This is a genomic window from Brevundimonas sp. (assembly GCF_041648615.1).
Lineage (GTDB): Bacteria > Pseudomonadota > Alphaproteobacteria > Caulobacterales > Caulobacteraceae > Brevundimonas.
In genome coordinates this window covers 94,402-118,338 of the sequence record NZ_JBAZOS010000003.1, presented here as the reverse complement: position 1 = coordinate 118,338, position 23,937 = coordinate 94,402, and the positions used below count along the sequence as shown (strand labels likewise).

The following is a 23,937-nucleotide window of genomic DNA, read 5'->3' as shown; positions in this document are numbered from 1 at the left end:
GCGCCGGTGCGCGAATCCCGTTCAGACACGGTCCTGACCGAGCCCGCCCCCGGCCTCTGGGAGCGGGTGATCTGCATCGGCCTGATCGCCATGCTGACCGGCGCCCTGATCGGGCCCGTGTTCGCGCCGTTGCAGGAAGAGACGCCGGTGCTGCGGCTGGTCTGGCTGCCGGCGTATGCGGCCATCTTCGGCATGGCGGCGTATCGCATCGACCGACTGTGGCGGGCCTGGCCGGCGATGCTGGCCATGGTCGCCGTGGTCGGTCTGGCCTTCGCCTCGAAATACTGGTCGATCGACTATGGCGTGACCAGCCGGCGGGTCATCGCCCTGGCCATCAGCAGCGTCTTCGCCCTGTATCTGGGCGCCGTGTTCCGCGGCCCGCACCTGCCGCGCCTGCTGATGCACGCCGCCCTGCTGATGGCGGTGGGCAGTCTGGTGATGGTGTTCGCCTTCCCGTCCATCGGCGTGCACCAGTACGATAACGCCGGCCTGTGGCGCGGCCTGTGGTACGAGAAGAACCAGATGGGGGCCGTCATGGTCATCGGGGCGACGGCCTCGGCCGCCTGCCTCGCCTCGCCCGACCCGCGCCGCCTGCTGCCCGCGATCGCGCTCGGCCTCGCGTCGATCCTCGTGCTGGCCACCCAGTCCAAGACCTCCCTGCTGTGCCTCGTCGTCGGGCTCGGCGTCGTCGGCGGCTTCTGGTCGATGAAGCGCGGCGGCGCGGCCTTCACGGTCGTGGCCGTCTGGGCCGCCGTGGTGCTGGCGGGGATCGGCCTGTGGACCTGGGAGACCCATTCGGTCGCGGTGCTGGAGGCGCTGGGCAAGGACCCGTCGCTGACCGGCCGCACCGAGATCTGGGACAGCCTGATGCGCAAGGTCGCCGACCGGCCGTGGACCGGATACGGCTACGGCGCCTTCTGGGGCCGGGTCGGGGAATCCGTCCCCGCCGACTGGGTGCGCAAGGAGACCGGCTGGACCGTGCCCAGCGCCCACAACGGCTGGATCGACCTGCTGGTCCAGCTGGGCTGGCCCGGCGCGATTCTGGTCGGGGTGCTGATGGCGACGACGGCCGTGATCGCGGTCCTGCGCTCGATGGGCTCGGGCGCCCGCGAGGGGTGGTGGGCGCTGGGCTTCCTGGCCGCCTTCTTCGTGCTGAGCCTGTCGGAGAGCATTCTGGTGCAGCACCAGAGCCTGCCCTGGGTGCTGTTCCTCGCCGTCCTGACCCGGGCGGTCCTGCCGTCGCCCGCTGCGGCGGCCGTGCCGCTTGTGGAGAAGCGCGGCGGGGCCTACCAGACCGGCTCCCGAATCGCCGCACAGTATCCGCATGGGCCAGTCCGCCGACCTCCTTTCGCTGTTCGATGACGAGCCGACGCAACCGCGTCCCGCCGATCCCGTCTCCACGCCTGAACCGGCCCCCGAGCCGGCCCTGACGCCGCAGGCCGCCGCGCCGAAGCCGGAACCTGAGCCGGTGCGGACCCCCTCGCCCGTCGCGCCGTCCGCGCCGCCCCTCCCCGGCAGCTATTCCGCCTCCTCGATCGAGGTGCTGGAGGGGCTGGAGCCGGTCCGCAAACGCCCCGGCATGTATATCGGCGGCACCGACGAACGGGCCCTGCACCACCTGTTCGCCGAAGTCCTCGACAATGCGATGGACGAGGCCGTGGCCCGCCACGCCAGGCTGATCACCGTCGATCTTGACGCCGGGGGCTGGCTGTCCGTTCGCGACGACGGCCGCGGCATTCCGGTCGATCCGCACCCCAAACATCCGGGCAAATCGGCGCTGGAAGTGGTGATGACCGTCCTGCACTCGGGCGGCAAGTTTTCCGGCAAGGCCTATGAAACATCAGGCGGTTTGCATGGCGTCGGCGTCAGCGTCGTCAATGCCCTGAGCGAACAGCTGGACGTCACCGTCTGGCGCGACGGCCATGAGTGGAAACAGTCGTTCAGCCGCGGCCTGCCGCTCGGCTCCATCGTCCAGGGTCCGCCGTCGAAGAAGAAGGGCACCCTGATCCGGTTCAAGCCGGACGAGGAGATCTTCGGCGTCGGCGCGGCGTTCAAGCCGGCGCGGCTGTTCCGCATGGCCCGGTCCAAGGCCTATCTGTTCCGCGGCGTCGAGATCCGCTGGTCCTGCGCCGCCGAACGCATCACCGACCACACCCCGACCGAGGCGGTGTTCCACTTCCCCAACGGCCTGGCCGACGCCCTGGCCGAGCGGATCGGCGATCTGGAGACGGTCACCCCGGCCTTCTCGGGCCGCGTCGAGCGCAAGGGCGAGGCCGGGGCCGTCGAATGGGCCGTGACCTGGTCGCCGATCGGCTTCGGCGAGGCCGACGGCTTCGTCTCCTCCTACTGCAACACCGTCTCGACGCCCGACGGCGGCACGCACGAGGCCGGCTTCCGCGCCGCCCTGGTCAAGGGCCTGAAGGCCTATGGCGAGCTGACCAATGACAAACGCGCCGGTCTGATCACGGCGGAAGACGTCATCGCCAACGCCGGGGCGATGATCTCGGTGTTCATCCGCAATCCCGAGTTCCAGGGCCAGACGAAGGACCGCCTGTCCTCCCCCGACGCCCAGCGTCTGGTCGAGCAGCTGCTGCGCGATCCCCTGGATCACTGGCTGACCGAAAGTCCCAAACAAGCCAACAGCTTGCTGGGCTTTGTCATCGAGCGGGCTGAGGACCGCCTGAAGCGGCGCAAGGACAAGGAGGTCCAGCGGGCCCAGGCCACGCGCAAGCTGCGCCTGCCCGGCAAGTTGTCGGACTGTTCGCGCCAGTCGGCCAACGGCACCGAGCTGTTCATCGTCGAGGGCGACTCGGCCGGCGGTTCGGCCAAACAGGCGCGCGACCGCACCACCCAGGCCATCCTGCCCCTGCGCGGCAAGATCCTGAACGTCGCCTCGGCCACGGCCGACAAGCTGCGCGCCAACATCGAACTGTCCGACCTGGCGCTGGCGCTGGGGGTCCAGCCGGGCAGCCGGTTCAACATCGAGGATCTGCGCTACGAGCGGATCGTCATCATGACCGACGCCGACGTGGACGGGGCCCATATCGCGGCCCTGCTGATCACCTTCTTCTACCGCTCCATGCCCGAGACCATCCGTCAGGGCCGGCTGTTCATGGCCCTGCCTCCGCTCTACCGGATCAGCGCCGGGCCGCTGTCGGAATACGCCCGCGACGACGCTCACCGCGACGAGCTGATCGCCACGGTGTTCAAGGGCAAGAAGGTCGAGATCGGGCGGTTCAAGGGCCTGGGCGAGATGATGGCCTCCCAGCTCAAGGAGACCACCATGGACCCGAAGAAGCGCACCCTCGCGCGGGTCACGGTGCCGGCCTCGGAAGACGAGATCGAGGATCTGGTCGAACGGCTGATGGGCAAGAAGGCCGAGGCCCGGTTCCAGTTTATCCAGGACAACGCCCAGTTCGTGGTTGCTGATCTCGACGTGTGATCAGGCAGCCGGAGCCGTGACTGGCTGCGGCGCGGGCGGAACCAGACCCGTCAGCTTCAGCCGCAGTTGCCGCTGAAGGAAGAACAGCGAGACCAGGCACTGCAGCAGGCCGCAACTCGCCGACAACCACCAGAAATGCTCCAGCCGGGTCCACGGCTGGAGCGACAGCCAGAAGGCGCCGCCCGCGAAGGCCGTCAGGCGCAGCACGCTGCCGACCAGCGCCGGCCGGGTGTCGCCAAGCGCCTGGAAAGTCCCGGAAGCGATGAAGATCAGGCCCGTGGCGATGAAGTTCAGCGACACGATGCGCAGATAGGTCGCGGCCACCTCGGCCACCGCCGGATCGGGCGTGAAGGGTGCGACCAGCCAGCGGGCCTCCCACTGGCAGACGATGGTCAGGACCAGCATCAGGCTGCAGCTGATAATCGCCGCGTCCCGCACGGTGCGTCGGACGCGATCGGGCAGGCCCGCGCCGAAATTCTGGCCGGCGACCGGGGCCACTGCGAAGGACACGGCCATGGCTGGCAGAAAGACCGACTGCATGACCCGCGAGCCGACGCCAAACCCGGCCTGGGCCTCGGCGCCGAAATTGCGGATCACCGCATAAACGATGCCCATGGTGAGGAACATCAACAGGAACTCCGCCGCCGACGGCAGGCCGATGCCGACGATGCGCGACAGCACGACGCGGTCGGGCCGGGCGAGGCGCAGCGGCCCGGTCATCAGCGTCTGTACGCGTCCGAACACCCACACCGAACCGACGAAGCCCGCCAGCGCCGCCAGCGAGCTGGCCAGACCCGCGCCGAACGTCCCCAGCGGCAGGCCCGATCCCCAGCCCGCGATCAACACCGGCGCCAGGATGGCGTTGAGCAGGACGGTCCCCGACTGGATCAGCATGGTAGGCCGCACCACGCCCGCGGCCCGCAGCGCCGACCCCATGGCTCCGGTGGGAAACATCAGCGCCAGCGCGGGCAGGAAGCCGTGCAGATAGGCCGTACCCTGCCGCGCCGTCTCGGGATCGGCCGCGACCGCGCCGATGGCCATGCCGCCGAAGCCATAGCCGCCGATCAGGGTCAGGGACGACAGCCCCAGTGATATCAGCATGGACTGGCGATACACGCCGTCGACCTGGGTGAAGTCCTTCGCCCCGATGCCGCGGGCGATCAGCGACAGGGAGCCGACCGCCACCATCTGGGCCGCCGCCATCACCAGAAAGAAGACCACTCCCGCCAGACCGACACCCGCTATGGCGTCCGGCCCCACCCCGGCGACGAAATAGAGGTCGATCAGGAAATAGAGCGTCTGGAACAGCAGGCCGAGCCCGATGAACGCCGCCATGCCGATGAGGCGCCGGCTGATCGATCCCTGGGTCAGATCATGTTGCATCTTCGGTCTCGCGGCATGACGCGGGACCGCGTCGTTCCGAGGGATTTACCCGGGCAATATATGGGCGTCAATATTACCCGGGTAAATAATAGCCGCGCAGCCGTCTCCGCCCTCATGGGCAGTTGGTCGGCGCCCCGTAGCGGCTGACCTGAGCGCGGGCGCCGCCCTCCATCAGATGCAGCACCGTCATCCGGTCGTACTCGCATTCCGGCATATCGGCCGCCTCGGCGTAGCCCAGCGCTCGCGCGATCAGCGGCACGGTGTTGCTGTGGCCGACGATCAGAACCACGGCGTCGTCCGGAAGGGCGCGAACCCGCCCGGCGATGGCCGCCACATGGGCCGTCGCCCCGCCCTCAAAGCCGATGGGTTCGACCGTCGCGGAATGGAATTCCGCCGTCGGCGCGGCCGTCAGACGCGTGCGCTGCAGGGTGCTGGTGAAAATATGGCCGGGGTGAGCCTCGGCCAGGGCGGCCGAAAGGGCGGCGGCGCGGGCCTGTCCCGCCTCCGACAGCAAGGGATCGGCGCTGGCGTCGGCCTTTTCGGCGTGACGGACCAGATACACCGTCTGCGCCATGGCCGAAGTGGCGGTCAGCAGCGACAGGGCGGCGGCGAGCAGGAGGCGTTTCATGATCCCGGATCCTCGATTTCGTTCGAAACTGACCGCGCGCGGAACGCCTGTCGAGAGGCCTCAGTGCACCTTCCACTCGCCCGGCCGGGCGAAGGCGGGCTCGCCGCTGACCTCGGCGTAGACCGAGCTCAGGTCTTCGAAGACGCGGTTCCAGGCGAACCGTTCGACCGTCCGCGCGCGGGCGGCGGCGCCGATGGCCTCGATATCGCGAGCGAACAGGGCCTCGATCGCCGCGGCGTACTGGACGGGGTCCGCGCTCTTCGCCAGCTGACCGACCGTGTCGTCGACCGTTTCCTTGACCCCGCCGGCGTTGACCCCGACGACCGGACGGCCGCAGGCCATGGCCTCCAGAACGATCAGGCCGAACGGCTCCTTGTCGTTGGCGTGCACGAAGGCGTCGCAGGAGGCGATGATCCGGGCCACGGCCTTGGGATTGGCCTCATACGGCAGGGAGATGACGCGGTCTTCCGCCGGCATGCCCTGACCGGCTCCGACGAGGATCAGATGGTAGGGGGCGCCGAGCCGCTGCACGGCTTCGATCAACACGTCGATGTTCTTCTCGCGCGCCGGGCGCCCGGCGAAGCAGAGCAGGCGCGCGGACGCCGGCAGGCCCAGCTTCTTCAGCAGCCAGTCGCGGTCGCGGCGGTCGGGACGGAAGGTGTCGATCTCCACGCCCAGGGGCCGGATGATGATATTGCCGACGCCGGCCTCCTCCAGCCGACGGGCGATGAAGCGGCTGGGCGAGATGACCTTGTCGAACTGGCCGAACAGCCGGGCCCAGCGCTTCTCGACCGGCTTCTTGGCCCATTCGCCGAAGTGGAGGGCGGCGAGGCCTGCGGGATCGGAGTGGCAGAAGCCGACGACCGGGCAGCCGGCGCGCTGACCCGCCTCCAGCGCCCCCTGCCCGGGCGTGTACGGATCGCCGGCCTCGATGATGGACGGGTTCAGCGACGCCACCCAGGCGCCCCAGCGGCGCACCGAGGTCGGCCAGCGGTAGCCGTCGCCGAACGGCAGCTTGGTGGCGTGCAGCTGAACGATGCCGTCGTCGCCCGCCTTGTGATGCGCCCCCGGCACGACCAGCGAATGGGCGACGCCCGGACGGTTCGCCTCCAGCCAGGCCTTCTTGGACAGCAGATAACGTTTCACCCCGCCCGAGCGCGGCGCGTACAGCATGGTCGTGTCGACCAGCCGCGGCCGGCCGTCTTCGCCCGCCGCCTTGGTGGCCTTGAGGGTCTCGGAAACCTCCTCGTCCCAGCCGGGAATCAGGCGCAGTTCGCCTTCCTGCACTTCGAGGCCGGCCAGGCTCATCAATTCACGCTGGGCTTCGTTGACGCCGGATGCGCCAACGCGCGCGACCCGCTTCTGGATGCGGCGGGCCTTGCGGACCTTCGACATATGCGACTTGACCATCAGCGGCCCCTAGCGCCGCTCGCAGCCAAGCTCAAGCGTCGTCCGCTTGCGGAGGGTCTTCGGCAGGCGTCACTCCGCGCCGATGCAGCGCCTCCCGCAGCAGGGTTTCCACCTGGGCGTTGACCGAGCGCAGCTCGGCGGCGGCCAATCGCTCGACCGCCGCCATCACCCCCGGAGAGGCGCGCATCAGAAAGGGCTTCTTCGGACGCGCCATGCCTCAGCCGTACAGGGTGCCGGCATTGACGACCGGCTGGGCCTCCCGGTCGGCGCACAGGACCACCAGCAGGTTGGACACCATGGCGGCCTTGCGGTCCTCGTCCAGATCGACGACGCCGCGTTCATTGAGGTCGGCCAGGGCGTTCTCGACCATGCCGACGGCGCCGCGGACGATCAGGCGACGCGCCGACAGGATGGCCTCGGCCTGCTGGCGGCGCAGCATGGCTCCGGCGATCTCGGGCGCATAGGCCAGGTGCGCCAGGCGGGCCTCGTCCACCGCGACGCCGGCGACGCTGACCCGGCCGACCAGTTCATCGCGCAGCCGGGCGGCGACGTCCTCGGCGTCGGCGCGCAGGGTCATCTCCGTCTCGGACCCTTCCTCGCCGTGGTCGTAGGCGTAGTGCGAGGCGATGTCGCGCAGGGCCGTGTCGACCTGGATGTTCACGAAGGCCTGATAGTCGTCGACGTCGAACAGGGCCTGGGCCGAATCCTGGACGCGCCACACGACGTTGGCGGCGATCTCGATCGGGCTGCCGCGCCTGTCGTTCACCTTCAGCTTGTCGGAGGTCAGGTTGCGGACGCGCAGACTGACCTTCTTGCGGCTGTACCAGGGCAGGACCCAGCGCAGGCCCGTCTTCCGGTCCGTGCCGCGATAGTCGCCGAACAGGAGGATCGCCATGCCCTCGTTCGGCTGCAGCGAATAAAGACCGCAGATCAACAGCAGGCCCGTCACCGCGGCGGCGATGCCGGCGGCGACCCGCCAGGCCGCGTCCAGATCGAGGGCGATGCCGACCGGCCCGAGGATCAGCAGGGCCAATCCCGCCAGCAGCATCACGACGCCATTGGCGGCGGCGGCGGGGCGTTCGGCGGATCTGGAATGTGTGGTTTCGGTCATCGGTCCCTCCCTGAAGCAATATTCATATGATATCACTTTGATGTCGAAAAACGCAACAGCCCCGCTTGAACTGCGGCTCCCCGGTCCGGCTTCGGCCTTGCATTCGCCTCAAATTCGAGAAACTTGAGGCAGGCTGGCTTGGTCCCTGTTAGAGGATCGCCCGCGTCTCTGGCGTCTCGTCCACAGGGGTTTCTACCGAATGCGTATTCTACTCGCGACCGCGGTTGCGATCGCTCCCCTGATGGCCGCTTCCGGCGCCATGGCCGAGGTGGTGATTTCGAGTCCCCGCACGACGCCCATCGCCACGTCCAACGCGACCGGCACGGGTCCCGATGACATCCGCATCGCCAGCGGCGGCGCCGTCAATGTGGCGTCAGGTGGAGCGGTGACCATCGACGTCAGTGAAAACTTCACCCTGGATTCGGGCGGCGGCATCAACATGAGCGTGGCCGCCGACGGCGCGACCGGCGTGCTGGTCAATCCGGGCGTCACGTCCAATGTGACGATCAACGGCTCCATCGCCGTCGCCGACTCGATCGATAGCTATCCCGACACGGACAGCGACGGCGACCTCGACGGTCCCTGGGCGACGGGAACGGGTCGATATGGCGTACGCTATGCACCGGGCGCGGCGGTCACGGGCGATCTGATCCTGGGCACGACCGCGGTTGTCAGCGTGGACGGAAACAATTCTTACGGCATCTCGATCGAATCCGGCCTGAACGGCACGTTCCAGAGCCAGGGCACCATCCGGGTGTATGGCGACAACTCGGTCGCGGTTCGCACCCAGGGCGCCGTCAACGGCGCGGTGACGCTGCTGGGCAACATCAGCGCGCGCGGCGTCAACGCCTCGGCGGTGTCGATCGGCGGCGATGTGAGCGGGCGGCTGTCGCTTCAGGGCGACCTGAGCGCCTCGGGATACCGCTATACGTCGCTCGGGACCGACGCATTCGAAGCCGGGCTCGAAGCTGAAGACAAGGTGCAGGGCGGGGCGACGGTCATCATCGCCGCCAATGTGGCGGGCGGCGTGCTCGTCGATCGTCCGCCCACCGATGCCGATACGGCCAACGCTGACGAAGACGCCGACGGAATTACGGACTCCGCGGAACCCACGGGCCAGATCTCCAGCTTCGGCTCGGCCCCGGCGGTCGTGATCGGCTCCGCGACCCGATCCATCTCGCTCGGGGCCGTCGGCGCCGGCGACAACGCCTTCGGCTTCATCAACCGCGGCACGATCAGCGGCCAGGGGGTCTATAGCGGGATCGACGCCAACGCGATCGTATTCGGCGGCAATGCCGGCCAGACGGTCGCGGTCTCGGGCGGTTTCCGGAACGAGGGCACAATCGCAGCCCTTGCCGTGGACGGGCAGGCGACAGCGGTGCGGTTCGGCGCGGGCACGACCGCCGCCCAGATCTTCAACTCCGGCGCCGTGACCGGCGCCGTCTCCAGCGAACTGACGTCCTCTTCGGCGACCGCGATCCGGATCGACGCGGGCGCGTCGGTCGCCAGCCTCACCAACAACGGCTCGATCCTGGGCTCGGCGGGCGGCGGGGCCGCGACCGTGACGGGCATTCTCGATCTCAGCGGCACGCTCTCCACCATCACCAACACCCGGTCGATCCAGGCGACGCTCAATCCGAACGAGGACGGCGATCCGGTAACGGGTACGACGACCGCCATCGACGTCAGCGCCAACACGACCGGCGTGACCCTGATCCAGACGGGAGTCGCGGCCGACCCCACCACGGCGAATCCTGACACGGACGGCGACGGCGTGCCGGACGGCAACGAACCGATCATCGCGGGCGCGATCAGGCTGGGCTCGGGCGCCGACACCGTGGATATCCGCAACGGCGTGGTGCTGGGCGACATCGCCTTCGGCGCGGGGGCGGACAGCCTGGCGATCTCGGGCGGCGGCGTGGTGCGCGGCGCCCTGTCCGACACCGGCGGCGACCTGACCATCAATGTGGCCAACGGCACGCTCGACGCGCGTCAGACGACCCGGATGGACGTCACCAGCCTGAACGTCGGGGCCGACGGCGACCTGATCGTGACGCTGGATCCGGCGAACAGCGCCTCGGGCGGATTCAACGTCTCCGGGACGGCCACCCTGGCCGCCGGCTCGGGCCTCGGCGTTCGCTTCGCCTCCCTTCTGACCGCGCCGGACCGGTTCACGCTGATTGACGCGACGACGCTGAATTTCGGCGCGGTCGACCTGGATTCGATCGAAGAGAACTCGCCCTATCTCTATGTCGTCGAGGCCGGCGCCGATGTGCCGGCGGGCGAGGTGTTCGTGGATGTCCGGCAGCGGACGGCCGCCGAGGCCGACCTGATCGCCTCGGAAGCCGCCTTCTACGACGCCTTCTACACCTCGATCGGCGACCCGGACGCGCTGAACATCCGCAACGCCTTCCTGGCCCAGACCGGCCGGGACGACTTCATCAACCTGTACGAACAGCTGCTGCCCGAGCATTCGGGGGGCCCGCTGCTGTCCCTGGCTTCGGGCGTCGACGCCGTGACGCGGGCCCTGACGGGCCGCAACGCCTCGGCCGCGCCGGGCGAAACCAGCGCCTGGGTGCAGGAGATCAATTTCTACGCCGACAAGGACAAGACCGACACCTACGGCTTCCGCTCGGAAGGCTTCGGCGTCGCGGGCGGGATCGAGCGCGGAAGCGGCCTGGGCAATGTCGGCATCACCGCCGCCTTCACCTCGTCCGACCTCGCGGACCCCGAAGCCGAAGCGGAAGAAGTCCTGTCGGCCAACCTGCTTGAGCTGGGCCTCTACTGGCGGGCCCAGGGTCAGTACTGGACGACCTGGGCCCGCGCCGCCGCGGGTTACGCCAGCTTCAACTCCGAGCGCCGCTTTGTCGGCGCGGGCCTCAACCTGTCCAACGAATCGGACTGGAACGGCTTCACCCTGGCCGCGGCCGGCGGCGCCTCCTACGAGCGCTCGTTCGGACGCTTCAGCATCCGGCCCGAGGTCTATGCGGAATACTTCTCGCTCAGCGAGGACGGCCACGTCGAAGAAGGCGGCGGCGACGGCTTCGATCTCGAGATCGACGATCGCGAGGGCCACATGTTCTCGGCCACCGCGGCGGTCAACATCGGCATGGGCATGGGCGAGAACAGCTGGTTGCGCCCCGAACTGCGGGTCGGCTGGCGCCAGAACATCTCGGTCGATCCGGGCGAGACCATCGCCCGCTTCCGCTCGGGCGGCCCGGACTTCACCCTGGATGGCGGGTCGATCGAAGGCGGCGGACCGATCGTCGGCCTGCGGCTGAACATCGGCAACGAACTGGGCATGCTGTCCATCAACGCCGACGCCGAGATGATCGAGGACTATGTCCGCTACATGCTGTTCCTGCGGGCCAGCTTCCGGTTCTAGGCCGGCAAGGAGGATCGGGCGGCTAGCTCAGCTGGTCAGAGCACCTCGTTTACACCGAGGGGGTCGGGGGTTCGAACCCCTCGCCGCCCACCATCCCCAGCCCCTCACCGGGGTCGGGTCAGGATGCGTTCACCCTTGGCGGCTAAGCCTGCCAGTCAGGAGAGAGTCGCCATGTCCATGTCCCCCGCCCGTCTCGCCGCATTGTCAGGCGTTCTCGCCGCAGGCCTGATGCTGCAGGGCTGTCTCGTCGGAGCCGTCGTCGGCACGGCCGGGGCGGTCGTCGGCGGCGCGGCCCAGGTCACCGGCGCCGTGGTCGGCGCGGGCGTCGACGCGGTCACGACCTCCGACCAGGAGACAAAAGCCAGACGCGAGCGCGAGCAGCGGGATCATGAACGCGAGCAGCGCCGCTGCGAACAACGACAGCGCCAGGGCCGCGACTGCTGACCTAGAGGGTCAGAACGCAGCGTTCGTGAATGGTCGGCCGCGCCACCTGGATGCGGCACAGCCCCGGCCACTCGGGCTGGAGACGACGGGCGAACCACAGGCACAGGTTCTCCAGACTGGGCAGCTCCAGTCCCGGCTTCTCGTTCAGCATGCCGTGGTCCAGTTCCGCGGCCGCCGCCTTGAGGGCGCGGTCCAGCGCGCCGAGGTCGGCGACCCAGCCATGATCGGCGTCCAGCACCTCCGAGCGAACGGTGGCCTCGACCATGAAGGAATGGCCGTGGATGCGGCGGTAGATGCTCCCCTCCGGCTCGTGCGGAAAGTGGTGGGCGGCGTCGAAGGTGGCCGCCTTGGTGATCTCGAAAACGCTCATCTTACGCCGATGTATTTGTGAGTCTGGACGCTGAGCCGCCATCTGGGGTGGGTCAGGCAATAGTCGATGGCCGCCGCCGTATTGGCCGCCTGGTCGGGCCCGTCCATGGGCTGCAGCCAGAAGCGTTCGAACGGCAGATGCTCGAACCGGTCCGGCATGGCCAGGGGCTGCGGGAAGACCAGCTTGAGCTCCTGACCGGACGTCTGGATCACGGGCGCATCCGCCTTGGGACTGATGCAGATCCAGTCGATCCCGGCCGGCGCCGCCAGGGCGCCGTTGGACTCGATGGCGATCTCGAAACCGCGGGCGTGCAGGGCGTCAATCAGGGCGGCATCGAGCTGTAACAGGGGTTCGCCGCCGGTGCAGACGACCAGCCTGGGGTCCCCCGCCCTGCCCCGCCACATCGACTGGACATGATCGGCCAGGGCGTCGGCCGTGGCGAACTTGCCGCCGCCGTCGCCGTCCACGCCCACGAAGTCCGTGTCGCAGAAGGTGCAGACCGCCGTCGCCCGGTCGCGCTCGAGTCCGCTCCACAGATTGCAGCCGGCGAAGCGCAGGAAGACGGCCGCTCTCCCGGCCTGCCCGCCCTCGCCCTGCACGGTCAGGAAGACCTCCTTGGCGGAATAGGTCATGCGGCCGCCCATTCCGCGTGGCCCGCCGCCCGCAGCTCGCAGGCCGGGCAGTCGCCGCAGCCGTAACCCCAGGCGTGGCGATGTTCGCGGTCGCCGCGATAGCAGGTGTGCGAGGCCTCCACGATCAGCTCGACCAGCGCCGCGCCGCCGATACGGTCAGCCAGCGCCCAGGTCTGCGCCTTGGTCAGCGCCATCAGCGGCGTCTCGATCACGACCGGCCGGTCCAGTCCGAGGCTCAGCGCCGCGGCCATGGCGTCGATGGTGTCGCGGCGGCAGTCGGGATAGCCCGAGAAGTCCGTCTCGCACATGCCGCCGACCAGCACGTCCAGCCCCCGCCGGTCCGCCAGGGCGGCGGCGCAGGTCAGAAACACCAGGTTTCGTCCGGGCACGAAGGTGGTTGGCAGGCCCCGGGCATCCATCTCGATCGCACGGTCGGTCGTCAGGGCGCTCTCCGAGATCCGGCCATAGCCCGTCAGATCGACGACATGGTCCGGTCCCAGGCGGCCCGCCCACTGCGGAAGGACCGCCAGCATGCCCTCGCGCACCTTCAGGCGCGCCTCCATCTCCACGGCATGGCGCTGGCCATAGTCGAAGCCCACGGTCTCGACGCGCGCGAACCGCTCCAGCGCCCAGGCCAGGCAGGTGGCGCTGTCCTGCCCGCCCGAGAACAGGACGAGGGCCGATTTTTCACTGACGGGGCCGGAATCGCTCATGACAAACCTGCGGTCGGCCGGTCGGCCGCGCGCATAAACAAGGGGATGGGCCGCCCGGATGGCGGGCGGGCCTTCTACACCAGCACCGGGGGGAGATCAAAGGCGGCGCAAAAACGGCGATGTTCGGCCTTAACCCTTCTGCAAAGGCTTCTCAGCCAATGTCTACCGGTGGCAGTGGAGTTATGGCCGGATATGCCGACCATTGAAGTCTTGACCGAACGCGCCGAGGCCGTGTCGCCCCAGACGCTGAGCACCGCTGTCTTCGCCCGTTTCGAGAGCGAACCGGATACGCTGGTGATCGCCGTCGTCGAGAACGACCGGCCGGTCGGCCTGATCGAGCGCAACGCCTTCCTGCTCAAGATCGCCGCGCCATTCGGCCATGCGCTCTACGCCGGACGGCCGGTTCTGCACGTGATGGACTCCGAACCCGCGGTCGTCGAAGCCGGCGTCAATATCGACACCTTCTGCGACATCCTTCTGAAAAGCGGACCCGCCGCCCTGATGCGCGGCTTCATTGTGACCCGTCAGGGCCGGTATCACGGCGTCGGCACCGCGGTGTCCCTGCTGCAGGCCGTCAACGACCGGCAGCGGCGTCAGAACGAGGAACTGGCCGAGCAGACCCGGGCCCTCAGCGACACCCGCAACCAGGCCCTCGCCTCGGCTCGCGCCAAGAGCCAGTTCCTCGCCATCATGAGCCACGAGTTGCGGACGCCGATGAACGGCGTCCTGGCCGTGGCTGAACTGTTGCGCCGCCAGTCGCTGCCCGCCCAGGCGCAGGCCCATGTCACCACCATCGTGGACTCCTCTGAAACCCTGCTCCGCATCCTGCAGGACGCCCTCGACCTGTCGCGGGCCGAGGCCGGGGAGCTGGAGCTGCATCCGGAACCGACGCCCCTGCGGGCCCTGATGGACGACATCCAGGCGCTCTGGGCGCCCCGCGCGTCCCAGGACAACGTCACCCTGATGGTCAGCTATGAGGGCGACACCGAACTGGCGGCCGTCGTCGACGGGATGCGCGTCAAACAGCTGTTCAACAACCTGATCGGCAACGCGCTGAAATTCGCCCGAAACGGTATCGTCGAAGCCGGCCTCAAGGCCGTGGCCGTCGGCGATCAGGTCCGGCTGGAGGCGCGGGTTCGCGACGACGGCCCGGGCGTGGATCCCGACCGGGTGGACGAGATCTTCGACCCGTTCGTGCATGGCTCCGGGCCCGACGGCGCCGGTCTGGGCCTGGCCATCTGCCGCCAGATCGTCGAACGGATGAACGGCCGGATCTGGGCCGAGAACAACCCCGGTCGCGGCGCGACCTTCGCCTTCGATCTGGATGTCCAGCGCACCGAGGTCGCCGCGACGGTCCAGTCGAACGTCGAAAACATCGGCGACGGCCAGCTGCTGACCAACCCCCACGTGCTGATCGTGGACGATAACGCCACCAACCGCGTCGTCGCCCAGGCCCTGTGCGAAATGTTCGGCTGCACCTCGGAGACCGCCGAGGATGGGCTGGAGGCGCTGGAAGCCGTCCAGGAGCGGCGCTTCGATCTGGTGCTGATGGACATCAAGATGCCCCGCATGGACGGCGTCCAGGCGACCCTGGCCATCCGCGCGCTCGGCGGCCCGGCCGGCTCCCTGCCGATCGTGGCCCTGACCGCCAACGCCGATCCGGACGACGCGCGCAGATATGTGGAAATCGGCATGGCCTCGGTCGTCGAGAAGCCGATCAAGCCGGAACGGCTGCGCATGGCCATGAACCTGGCCCTCGAACAGGCCGTCGATGCAAGAGCCGACGCCTATACCGCCGTCGCGGCCCGTTCGGTCGCCTGACCGTCGGCGACGTCCGTCGGGCCGGCCTCGTCGTCCTCTTCCTCATAGCCGACCAGACGCAGCGCCCTCGCCTTCTGGCCGTTCAGCTCGCACCAGCGCAACAGGCCCTCTTCACGCCCATGGGTGATCCACGCCTCCTCGGGCTTCAGCTCCGTGAAGGTGGCGATCAGTTCGGGCCAGTCGGCGTGATCCGACAGCACCAGCGGCAGTTCGACCCCCCGCTGGCGCGCGCGGGCCTTGACCAGCATCCAGCCTGAGGCGAAGGCCAGCACCGGATCGGCGAACCGGCGAGCCCAACGATCCTGGGTCGCCGACGGCGGCGCGATCACCACCTCGCCGCCCAGGGCGTTGGGCTTCAATCCCGTGGCGGGCAGGATCGGCCCCAGATCGACGCCCTCGCGTTCATACAGGCGGTTCAGTCGCTCAAGCGCGCCATGCACATGGATGGGCCGGTCCCAGCCCGCCTCCCGCAAGAGCCGGATGACCCGCTGCGCCTTGCCCAGGGCATAGGCGCCGACCAGGTGCGCCCGCTCGGGAAATTGGCGCAGCGACTGGATCAGGCGGCCGATCTCCTCACTGTCCGGGGGATGGGTGAAGACCGGCAGGCCGAAGGTGGCTTCCGATATGAAGACATGGCACGGCACAGGTTCGAACGCCGCGCAGGTCGGGTCGCGACGGCGCTTGTAGTCGCCGGAGACGACCATGGTGATCCCCTTCCAGCGGATGACCGCCTGGGCGGACCCGAGCACATGTCCCGCCGGCGCCATGCCGACCTCGACGCCATTGTGCGAGACGGTCTCGCCATAGGCCACGCCCTGCCGGTGCGTGGCGAAGGCCTCGCCATAGCGTTCGGACATGATCGCCAATGTCTGCGGCGTCGCCAGCACCGTTCCGTGTCCCGAGCGCGCATGATCGGCGTGGCCATGCGTGATCACGGCGCGATCCACCGGCTGGACCGGATCGACGTAAAAGTCGCCGGGCGGGCAATACAGGCCCGCGGGCGTTGGCCGCAGCAGGTGTTCGAAGCGGATCATGAGGGGCATATGGCGGTCATGGCGCATCTGACAACGCACTCGACGGACTTGCGCTCATTTCCTGCCCGACCCAGAAGCGGATCATGACGTCCTCGATCCTCGACATCCTGCCCCAGCTGGCCGGCGGCGCCGCCCACACCCACGCCCTCGGCTTCGTCTATGACGGCGTCGATGGCGACCGCGTCCGCATCCGCGTGCCGTGGCGGGAGGACCTGGTCGGCGATCCCGAGACCGGCGTGTTGTCGGGCGGCCTGGTCACCACACTGCTGGATCATGTCGGGGGGCTGGCGACCTGGGTCGCCCTGGGCCGGTTCGAGAGCATCGCCACCCTGGACTTGCGGGTCGACTATATGCGCGCCGCCGCGACCCGCCGGGATCTGATCGCCGAGGCGCGCTGCTACCGCCTGACCCGGTCGGTCGCCTTCGTCCGCGCATGGGCCTTCGAGGACAGCGCCGAGGATCCCGTCGCGGCGGTCCAGAGCGCCTATATGCTGGGCTCGGGCGAAGGCCGGGGCGCCGGGGTCAATCTCCGCACTCCGAAGGAGACGGCGCGATGAGCGATCTCCTGGACCGCCTGCCCTACGCCCGGTTCCTCGGCCTGGTCACGGAAGGCCACGGTGAAGAGCTGGTCGTCACCATGCCGTTCGCCGACCGGCTGATCGGCAACCCGATCCTGCCCGCGCTGCACGGCGGCGCCACCGCGGCCCTGCTGGAGCTGACCGCCGTGGCCCAGGTCGCCGCCCTGTATCCCCGCCTGCGTCTGCCCCGCCCGATCAACGTCAGCGTGGCCTATCTGCGCTCGGGTCGGCCGGTGGACGTGCACGCCAGCGCCCGGATCAGCCGGGCCGGCCGCCGCGTCGCCCATGTCCTCGCCGAGGCCTGGCAGGACGACCGCGCCCAGCCGATCGCCGCCCTGACCGCACACTTCCTACTTGCGGTAGACGACCTGGAGTAGCGTTCTAGTAGCGCCCATGCTCGGCTCCTCGGGTGACGCCTGGTCACCGGAGGAAGATCATGTCCAGACAATCCATCGGCGAAACCGTCGCCGCCCGGCTCTATGCGGCCGAGACCGCCATCGACCTCGCCCTCGCGGAAACCGCCACCCTGGCGGCGCTGCTGCCGACCGCCCGGGCCGAGGCCTATCTTTCCGCCGTCACGGGCCAGCGCGCCTTTGACGGCGCCGCGGGGGCCATCAGCGCCCTGTCCGCCGCCCGATCCCGGATGGGTCAGACCCATGCCGCCCTCGCCGCCCTCGCGCGCAAGCTGGGGCTGGACACGCTCGCCGTCGGGCCGGTCGACAAGCCCGGCGACACGCCCCCGATCGGCGGCGGCGGCGGGGACGGTCAGGGCGTGGGCCCGGACATGGTGAACAAAACCCTACCCAGCATCACGGATTCATGTTAACATCTCGTTCACCAGTTTATATTTGGGAGCTATTTCCGTGACCAAGACCGAGGTTATCGCCAGCGTCGCCGGCGACCTGAACGCGACCGAGCAGTCGGTCGACGCCGCCATCGCGAACGCCACGACGCTTGTTCAATCGTTGATCGGCGGCCGCGCCGCGCTCGGCATCTCGCCGGTGATCGGCGCCGAATCGCAAGCCAAGGCTCTGGAAGCCATCGCCGCCCTGGGCGCCGCGCGTCAGGCCATGGTCGCCTGCCATGAAGAGCTGGCCAAGGATCATCGGCGCATGGGTTGGGGCGTCTTCGCCCACTTCGACGACAAGGGTCAAACCGTGCCCACGACCGGCGAACACCGTCTCCGCGCGGTTTAATTCGGAGTAATGTCCGCCAGCGGTCATTTCAGCGGGCGCTGACTTGAGGCATTGTCGCCCCCATGCATGGCGCATGGGGGCGATTCTGTGTTTGAGACCATCTACTCTCAGATCGGGCTGGCTGCAGCCGTCCTCGTCCTCACCTTTGTGTTCTGGAAGGGCGATGAACCGGAGCGGATGGGCGGCGCGGCCTATGCAATGGTCTTCCTCGCCGCCACGATGATCAAGGACGGCGGCAGCCTGAGCCTCCCCCGATGGGGCGTGATGGGGATGGATATCGTCATGCTCGCGGTTTTTCTCGGCCTCGGCTGGCATACTCGCCGGACCTGGCTGTTTTGGGCGTCGGCCTTTCAGGCCATGATCGTCACGGGCGGAATCCTCGTGGCGCTTAACCTGCGCCCCCCCTCCGACGCGTTCGCAGCCGTCAACAACATGGCCAACTACGGTGTGCTGATCGCCATGGCCGTGGGCACCTTCTGGGCTTGGCAGGAACGCCGCGCGCTGGAACAGATATAGGCGTCCGCCCGCCCGATCCGGCCCCGTCAGTGAAGGACGATCTGATTGTTCGACACCCCCTACTCCCAGATCGGGACGGCGATCACGGTCCTGGTCGTCGCCTTCGCCTTCCTCAAGGGCGATGAGCCTGAGCGCGTCGGCGCCGGCGCCTATGCCCTGGGCCTGCTCGCCTCGCTGCTGTTGCAGGAAGACAGCCGGCTGTCCGGCGCGCAGTGGGGCTTGATGGCCGTCGACACGGTCATGCTGGGAGTCTATGCGGCCCTCGCCTGGAAGAGCCGGCGGTCATGGCCGGTCTGGGCCATCGCCTTGCAGGCCCTGATCGTCATGAGCCACGTCCTGACGCTCACAGACCTTCGCCCCCCCGTGGCGGCCTTCTACGCCGTCATCAATCTGGCCAGCTACGGCATCCTGCTGGCCATCGCCGCAGGAACCTTCCGGTCCTGGCGGGACCGGCGCGCACTCGGTCTGGAATAGGTGGATATTCCTAACTCCGGCCTGTAATCTGCGTCCGAATCGGCCGTCCGGCCCGGCGAGGCGCCATGCCCCTGTCCCATGCCCAGCTCTGGAAGGCGATCGACGGCCTGGCCCGCCGTGAGGGCCTCAGCGCGTCCGGACTGGCGCGCCGGGCGGGCCTGGACGCGACCAGCTTCAATCCCTCGAAACGCTTCGGCGCCGGAGATCCGCCCCGCCCCCGCTGGCCCTCGACCGAGAGCCTGACGCGCATCCTGCAGGCGACCGGCCTGTCGCTGGGCGATTTCGCGGCCCTGGCGCTGGATGCGCCGGACCGGCCGTCGACCGCCCCCATGCTGGGCATGGCCCGGGCGGGAGAGGACGGCTTTTTCGATGACGCCGGCCTGCCCGCCGGCGACGGCTGGGAACAGACCGAGCTGCCCCGGGCGAAAGACACCCTGTTCAGCCTCCGTATCGACGGCGATTCCATGGTTCCGCTGTATCGCGAGGGCGACCGCGTGCTGGTCGACCGTGATGCGACCCGGGTGCGCAAGGGCGACCGCGTCGTGGTCCGCACCCGGTCCGGCGAAACCCTGGCCAAGGAGCTGGCCGCGATCACGGCGCGATCCGTGACCCTCGCCTCGATCAACCCGGCCTATGAGGCCCGAACCCTGCCCCGCCGCGATATCGTCTGGATGGGCCGGGTGCTGTGGGTCAGCCAGTAGCGGCCGTCAGGCGGCAGCGCCAATCCCGCGCTCAGGCAGCCGAAGGCGGTAGCGCCCCAAAAGAAAAAGGCCGCCCCTTGCGGAGCGGCCTTCTGACTTTCGAACGGCGTCGCCCTAGTTGGCGGTGACGTAGTTGGCGTTCACCCAGCCGCCGCCGGCGATCTGGACCCACTCGCCCTGCGAGCCGATCACCGCGAAGGGCTGGCCGGCGCGCAGCGAACCGGCCTGACGGTAGTTGGTGCCGGGGCCCGAGCGGATGCGCAGGTTCGAGGTGGCGCGATATTGCGCGCCGCTGCTGGCCGAGGCGTCGGCCCGGGCGCGCTGCTGGTTGCAGCCGATGTAGGAACCGGCGGCGGCGCCGGCGCCCGCGCCGGCCACGGCGCCGAGCGTGCGCTCATTGGACGAAATCCGGCTGCCGGCGAGGCCGCCGACCACGGCGCCGATCAGGGCGCCGGCGCGTTGACGGCCGCCGGGCGCGTCGCAGTTGGTGACGCCGTTGGCCTGCTGGGCCATCGAGGCGGTCGGGACCGCGGTCACCAGGGCCGCCAGGGCGGCGGCGGTGGCCAGGGTGGTGTTCATGAATTTCGACATGGGCTCTCCAATTCATCGAGGTTGGTCGATGACAGGCACAATGCGCCACGCCGGATGAAGGCTCCCGGAGCCTCGCCGTTATATTCGGTTCATGTCCGTTACCGCACGGACCGCGCCTGGATTGTCACGCCTCGGCGAGTTCGCCCTCGGCGCCCGCCTCGATCAGCTGGATGGTCTGCGGCAATCCGTAGATGGCGGCGAACGAGCCGAACCGCGGCCCTTGCGAGGCGCCCAGCAGCACCTCGTACAGCGCCCCGAACCAGCCGCGCAGGGGTTCGAAGGCGTGCTCCTTGCCGACGGCGTAGACCTCGCCCTGGATCAGCTCGCCGTCCGTGGCGTCCGACGGCAGGGCCTTGAGCCGCGCTGCCAGGTCCAGCAACGCCGCCTTCTCCCTGTCGTCGGGCAGGCGATACGACTTCGTCGGCTTCACGAAGTCCTCGTAGTAGTTCAGCGCCCGCTCCATCAGCTGGTCCAGCAGCGGCTCGGTCCGCGGCGTCGCCTCGGGCAGGTATTTGGCGAAATAGGCCCAAAGCTGGTCCTTGCTGGAAGCATTGGCCACGCCGACCAGGTTCAGCAGCAGGGCGAACGACACCGGCGAGGTGTGCTCGGGCGGCTGGCCCGAGTGGATGGACCAGACGGCGTTGTCGATCCGCTTGGCCGGTTCCTGGGTCTTCCACGCCTCGACGGCCGCCATCCAGTCGTCGATGGCCCGCGGGATGACGTTGAAATGCAGGCTCTTGGCCGATTTCGGCGACTGGAACATGTACCAGCTCAGCGATTCGGGCGTGCCGTAGCGCAGCCACTGCTCCATGGTCAGGCCGTTGCCCTTGGACTTGGAGATCTTCTTGCCCTCGACGTCGAGGAAGAGCTCGTAGTTGAAGCCCTCCGGCGGGACGCCCCCGAGGGCGCGGCAGACCCTGGAGCTCTCGCGCACGCTCTCGATCAGATCCTTGCCCGACATCTCGTAATCGACGTCCAGGGCGGTCCAGCGCATGGCCCAGTCGGGCTTCCATTGCAGCTTCACATGGCCGCCGGTGACGGGAACCTCGGTGCGCCCGCCCGCGGGATCGTCGAAGACGATGGTCCCCTTCTCGACATCCCGCTCCAGGGTCGGGACCTGCAGCACATGGCCGGTGACGGGGCTGACCGGCAGGAAGGGCGAATAGGTCGCCCGCCGTTCCTCGCCCAGGGTCGGCAGCATGATCGCCTGCACCGCGTCGAACCGCCCCAGCAGGGTCAGCAGGGTCGCGTCGAAGCGGCCGGATTTGTACTGCTCGGTGGACGACAGGAATTCATAGTCGAAGCCGAAGCCGTCGAGGAAGGCGCGCAGGCGGGCGTTATTGTGCGCCCCGAAGCTGTCATGCGTGCCGAACGGGTCGCGCACCACGGTCAGCGGCTTGTGCAGGTCCTCGGCCAGCATCTCCGGGTTGGGGATGCCCTCGGGAACCTTGCGCAGCCCGTCCATGTCGTCCGAGAAGGCGATCAGCCGCGTCGGCCAGTGGTCGCCGGTCAGCGCCCGGAAGGCGTTGCGCACCATCGTCGTGCGCGCCACCTCGCCGAAGGTGCCCATATGCGGCAGGCCGGACGGGCCGTATCCGGTCTCGAAAATGACCGGCTTCTGCAGCGCCTCGAAGGTGGCCAGCGCCTCGTCCGCCTTGCCGGCGTCGATCAGCAGCTTGGCCGCGGTCCGCTCGGCGTCGTCCAGCCGCTTCTTCAGCACATGGGCCAGAAGATTGCGGGCCTGTTCGAACGGCCAGGACTTGGCCTCTCGGGCGAGGGTTTCGAGGTTCTGCAGCATGGGCTTGGGTTTGGCGCGGATGGGGCGGTGGGTCAACGCACGATGGGTCGGGCGCGGGGGCGTGGGCCTCGAGGGGATGCCACGATCGACGAATCGAGGCCTGCTGCGCCCGCAGGACGCTGTCGGCCGGCGCGGAGGCGAAGAGGTTGGCATGCCGGTGATGATTGAATGCGACCTCGAGAGGAAACGCGTGCTGGTGACCGTCGAGGTCGGGGTGCGCCCCCCCGAGTTTGAACGCGCGATTGAGGAGGCCCTCGACCGGCATCCGCCGTCGAGCGAATGGGACTGGATCATCGATGACCACGCCCGTGTCGATGACATCGGGGTCGAGGGCGTTGCCCGCATCGCCGGCCTCTACGCCCGTCACGCCCCTGATCCGGCCCGGGAAAGCTATACCGTGATCATCACCGGCGACCGCTATTTCACCCCCTGGGGGCGCGTCATGGATCTGCATTTCCGCCGACGCACCCATGTCGCCGCACTGACGGTCGAAGCCGCCCACGCCCTTCTCGACGAGCGGGCGGACGCCCTGGTCACGCCCTGAGGCGGGCGCGCCCGCGCCTCCCTTGACCGCGCACCCGGGTCATGGCCTTTGCCCCGCCTGATGAAGACCGCCGATTTCGACTTCCACCTGCCCGATGACCGCATCGCGCTCCGCCCCGCCGAGCCGCGCGATTCCGCGCGCCTGCTGGTGGTGCGCGGCGGCGATCTCGAAGACCGGATCATCCGCGACCTGCCGGACTTCCTGAGGCCCGGCGACGCCCTGGTGTTCAACGACACGCGGGTGATCCCGGCCCGGCTGTCCGGCGTGCGCGAGCGGGTCGGGCCGGAAGGCGAGACCCTGACCGTCGCCGTCGAGGCCACCCTGCATCATCGTGATGCGCCCGGCGTCTGGTCCGCCTTCATGAAGCCGGGCAAGCGCATCAAGGCGGGGGACCGCATTCGCTTCGGCGCCGACGCGGACGGCGCCTGCCTGCTCGGCCGCCTCGACGCCACCGTGGTCGACAAGGGCGAGGACGGCCTCGTGACGCTGCGCTTCGACTTCGCCGGGCCGATGCTGGACGAGGCCATCCGCGACGTGGGGGTCATGCCCCTGCCCCCCTATATCGCCGCCAAGCGGCCCGAGGACGACCGGGACCGGTCGGACTACCAGACCCTGTTCGCGAAATGGGACGGCTCGGTCGCCGCGCCGACGGCGGGCCTGCACTTCACCCCGGCTCTCATGGAGGCGATCCGGGCCAGGGGCGTCTCGACCCATGCCGTGACCCTGCACGTCGGGGCCGGCACCTTCCTGCCGGTCAAGGCCGACGACACCGCCAACCACAAGATGCACAGCGAATGGGGCGAGGTCTCCGCCGAAACCGCCGACGCCCTGAACGCCGTCCACGCCGCCGGCGGCCGCATCGTCTGCGTCGGCACCACCAGCCTGCGCCTACTGGAGAGCGCCACGACCGAAGACGGCGAGGTGCGGCCCTTCCACGGGGATACGGCCATCTTCATCACCCCCGGCTACCGCTTCCGCGCCGCCGATGTGCTGATGACCAATTTCCACCTGCCGAAGTCGACCCTGTTCATGCTGGTCTCGGCCTTCGCCGGGCTGGAGACGATGAAGGCGGCCTATGCCCACGCCATCGCCGACGGCTATCGCTTCTATTCCTACGGCGACGGGTCCCTGCTGTTCCGCGCCGCCGCAGTCCGGTAGGTTCGGGG

At 68.9% G+C, this 23,937-nt stretch carries 25 protein-coding genes and 1 tRNA gene; 15 read left to right on the top strand and 11 right to left on the bottom strand.

Translation table 11 applies throughout. The features are described 5' to 3' along the window. Nucleotides 1-6: 6 nt before the first annotated feature. Both WC555_RS02805 and parE read left to right on the top strand, forming a co-directional pair. Nucleotides 7-1,362, top strand: a complete 1,356-nt coding sequence (locus WC555_RS02805) for an O-antigen ligase family protein (RefSeq protein ID WP_373250956.1) — start codon at nucleotides 7-9, stop codon at nucleotides 1,360-1,362. Then, nucleotides 1,325-3,442: a DNA topoisomerase IV subunit B gene (gene parE, locus WC555_RS02800; RefSeq protein WP_373250954.1), complete on the top strand. Its 2,118-nt coding sequence runs from the start codon at nucleotides 1,325-1,327 to the stop codon at nucleotides 3,440-3,442. The genes WC555_RS02805 and parE overlap by 38 nt, the downstream gene beginning before the upstream one ends. On the opposite strand, the gene WC555_RS02795 is transcribed toward parE, so the two are convergent. From WC555_RS02795 to WC555_RS02775, 5 genes are all read right to left on the bottom strand, one after another. Continuing rightward, entirely contained in the window at nucleotides 3,443-4,825 is a 1,383-nt protein-coding gene (locus tag WC555_RS02795; RefSeq protein WP_373250952.1) for an MATE family efflux transporter, read from the bottom strand. Between the two features lie 112 nt (nucleotides 4,826-4,937). After that, nucleotides 4,938-5,453, bottom strand: a complete 516-nt coding sequence (locus WC555_RS02790) for a histidine phosphatase family protein (RefSeq protein ID WP_373250951.1) — start codon at nucleotides 5,451-5,453, stop codon at nucleotides 4,938-4,940. Nucleotides 5,454-5,513: 60 nt separating this feature from the next. Then, nucleotides 5,514-6,761: a glycosyltransferase gene (locus tag WC555_RS02785; protein WP_373251038.1), complete on the bottom strand. Its 1,248-nt coding sequence runs from the start codon at nucleotides 6,759-6,761 to the stop codon at nucleotides 5,514-5,516. Nucleotides 6,762-6,894: 133 nt separating this feature from the next. Then, nucleotides 6,895-7,077, bottom strand: a complete 183-nt coding sequence (locus WC555_RS02780; RefSeq protein WP_373250949.1) for a hypothetical protein — start codon at nucleotides 7,075-7,077, stop codon at nucleotides 6,895-6,897. A 3-nt stretch (nucleotides 7,078-7,080) separates the two neighbouring features. Beyond that, nucleotides 7,081-7,974, bottom strand: a complete 894-nt coding sequence (locus WC555_RS02775; protein WP_373250947.1) for an SPFH domain-containing protein — start codon at nucleotides 7,972-7,974, stop codon at nucleotides 7,081-7,083. A gap of 199 nt (nucleotides 7,975-8,173) precedes the next feature. Between WC555_RS02775 and WC555_RS02770 the strand changes: the two genes are divergently transcribed. The 3 genes from WC555_RS02770 to WC555_RS02760 all read left to right on the top strand — a co-directional run bounded on the left by WC555_RS02770 (nucleotide 8,174) and on the right by WC555_RS02760 (nucleotide 11,803). Further along, nucleotides 8,174-11,359, top strand: a complete 3,186-nt coding sequence (locus WC555_RS02770; protein ID WP_373250945.1) for an autotransporter outer membrane beta-barrel domain-containing protein — start codon at nucleotides 8,174-8,176, stop codon at nucleotides 11,357-11,359. 16 nt (nucleotides 11,360-11,375) lie between these two features. Then, a tRNA-Val gene (locus WC555_RS02765) sits at nucleotides 11,376-11,452 on the top strand. 78 nt (nucleotides 11,453-11,530) lie between these two features. Continuing rightward, the gene (locus WC555_RS02760) at nucleotides 11,531-11,803 is read left to right on the top strand and encodes a hypothetical protein (RefSeq protein WP_373250944.1); all 273 of its coding nucleotides are present in this window, start codon (nucleotides 11,531-11,533) and stop codon (nucleotides 11,801-11,803) included. A 1-nt stretch (nucleotide 11,804) separates the two neighbouring features. Here WC555_RS02760 and WC555_RS02755 read toward each other — a convergent pair whose 3' ends face one another. Genes WC555_RS02755 through queC form a run of 3 tightly spaced genes read right to left on the bottom strand, consistent with a single transcriptional unit; the run spans nucleotide 11,805 to nucleotide 13,518 of the window. After that, a complete protein-coding gene (locus WC555_RS02755) occupies nucleotides 11,805-12,173 on the bottom strand; it encodes a 6-pyruvoyl tetrahydropterin synthase family protein (protein WP_373250942.1) in 369 nt (122 codons plus the stop codon). Further along, entirely contained in the window at nucleotides 12,170-12,805 is a 636-nt protein-coding gene (gene queE, locus WC555_RS02750; protein WP_373250940.1) for a 7-carboxy-7-deazaguanine synthase, read from the bottom strand. The genes WC555_RS02755 and queE overlap by 4 nt, the downstream gene beginning before the upstream one ends. After that, nucleotides 12,802-13,518 carry a 7-cyano-7-deazaguanine synthase QueC gene (gene queC / locus WC555_RS02745; RefSeq protein WP_373250938.1) on the bottom strand — a complete coding sequence of 239 codons (717 nt, stop codon included), beginning with the start codon at nucleotides 13,516-13,518 and terminating at the stop codon, nucleotides 12,802-12,804. The genes queE and queC overlap by 4 nt, the downstream gene beginning before the upstream one ends. Before the next feature lie 192 nt (nucleotides 13,519-13,710). On the opposite strand from queC, the gene WC555_RS02740 reads away from it, so the two are divergent. Next, entirely contained in the window at nucleotides 13,711-15,339 is a 1,629-nt protein-coding gene (locus tag WC555_RS02740) for a response regulator (protein WP_373250937.1), read from the top strand. Here WC555_RS02740 and WC555_RS02735 read toward each other — a convergent pair. Beyond that, the gene (locus tag WC555_RS02735; RefSeq protein WP_373251036.1) at nucleotides 15,306-16,373 is read right to left on the bottom strand and encodes a ligase-associated DNA damage response exonuclease; all 1,068 of its coding nucleotides are present in this window, start codon (nucleotides 16,371-16,373) and stop codon (nucleotides 15,306-15,308) included. The genes WC555_RS02740 and WC555_RS02735 overlap by 34 nt on opposite strands. Nucleotides 16,374-16,456: 83 nt before the next feature. Between WC555_RS02735 and WC555_RS02730 the strand changes: the two genes are divergently transcribed. The 7 genes from WC555_RS02730 to WC555_RS02700 all read left to right on the top strand — a co-directional run bounded on the left by WC555_RS02730 (nucleotide 16,457) and on the right by WC555_RS02700 (nucleotide 19,838). After that, complete coding sequence (locus WC555_RS02730) at nucleotides 16,457-16,930, top strand: PaaI family thioesterase (protein ID WP_373250935.1); 474 nt, start codon at nucleotides 16,457-16,459, stop codon at nucleotides 16,928-16,930. Beyond that, nucleotides 16,927-17,328, top strand: coding sequence for a PaaI family thioesterase (locus tag WC555_RS02725; protein ID WP_373250933.1), 402 nt, complete (start codon nucleotides 16,927-16,929; stop codon nucleotides 17,326-17,328). The genes WC555_RS02730 and WC555_RS02725 overlap by 4 nt, the downstream gene beginning before the upstream one ends. A gap of 59 nt (nucleotides 17,329-17,387) precedes the next feature. Next, entirely contained in the window at nucleotides 17,388-17,777 is a 390-nt protein-coding gene (locus tag WC555_RS02720) for a hypothetical protein (RefSeq protein ID WP_373250931.1), read from the top strand. Between the two features lie 37 nt (nucleotides 17,778-17,814). After that, the gene (locus WC555_RS02715) at nucleotides 17,815-18,147 is read left to right on the top strand and encodes a hypothetical protein (RefSeq protein ID WP_373250930.1); all 333 of its coding nucleotides are present in this window, start codon (nucleotides 17,815-17,817) and stop codon (nucleotides 18,145-18,147) included. A gap of 87 nt (nucleotides 18,148-18,234) precedes the next feature. After that, a complete protein-coding gene (locus tag WC555_RS02710; protein ID WP_373250928.1) occupies nucleotides 18,235-18,663 on the top strand; it encodes a hypothetical protein in 429 nt (142 codons plus the stop codon). 45 nt (nucleotides 18,664-18,708) lie between these two features. Then, complete coding sequence (locus WC555_RS02705; RefSeq protein WP_373250926.1) at nucleotides 18,709-19,137, top strand: hypothetical protein; 429 nt, start codon at nucleotides 18,709-18,711, stop codon at nucleotides 19,135-19,137. 65 nt (nucleotides 19,138-19,202) lie between these two features. Next, nucleotides 19,203-19,838, top strand: coding sequence for a helix-turn-helix transcriptional regulator (locus WC555_RS02700; protein WP_373250924.1), 636 nt, complete (start codon nucleotides 19,203-19,205; stop codon nucleotides 19,836-19,838). Between the two features lie 114 nt (nucleotides 19,839-19,952). Here the strand turns inward: WC555_RS02700 and WC555_RS02695 are convergent, their stop codons facing one another. Together WC555_RS02695 and WC555_RS02690 are read right to left on the bottom strand one after the other, a co-directional pair. Further along, nucleotides 19,953-20,429: an SH3 domain-containing protein gene (locus WC555_RS02695; protein WP_373250922.1), complete on the bottom strand. Its 477-nt coding sequence runs from the start codon at nucleotides 20,427-20,429 to the stop codon at nucleotides 19,953-19,955. Between the two features lie 124 nt (nucleotides 20,430-20,553). Then, a complete protein-coding gene (locus WC555_RS02690; RefSeq protein ID WP_373251035.1) occupies nucleotides 20,554-22,227 on the bottom strand; it encodes a lysine--tRNA ligase in 1,674 nt (557 codons plus the stop codon). Nucleotides 22,228-22,378: 151 nt separating this feature from the next. Between WC555_RS02690 and WC555_RS02685 the strand changes: the two genes are divergently transcribed. Next, on the top strand, nucleotides 22,379-22,771 hold the full coding sequence (locus tag WC555_RS02685) for a hypothetical protein (protein WP_373250920.1): 393 nt from the start codon (nucleotides 22,379-22,381) through the stop codon (nucleotides 22,769-22,771). 60 nt (nucleotides 22,772-22,831) lie between these two features. After that, complete coding sequence (queA, locus tag WC555_RS02680) at nucleotides 22,832-23,929, top strand: tRNA preQ1(34) S-adenosylmethionine ribosyltransferase-isomerase QueA (RefSeq protein ID WP_373250919.1); 1,098 nt, start codon at nucleotides 22,832-22,834, stop codon at nucleotides 23,927-23,929. Nucleotides 23,930-23,937 lie beyond the last annotated feature (8 nt).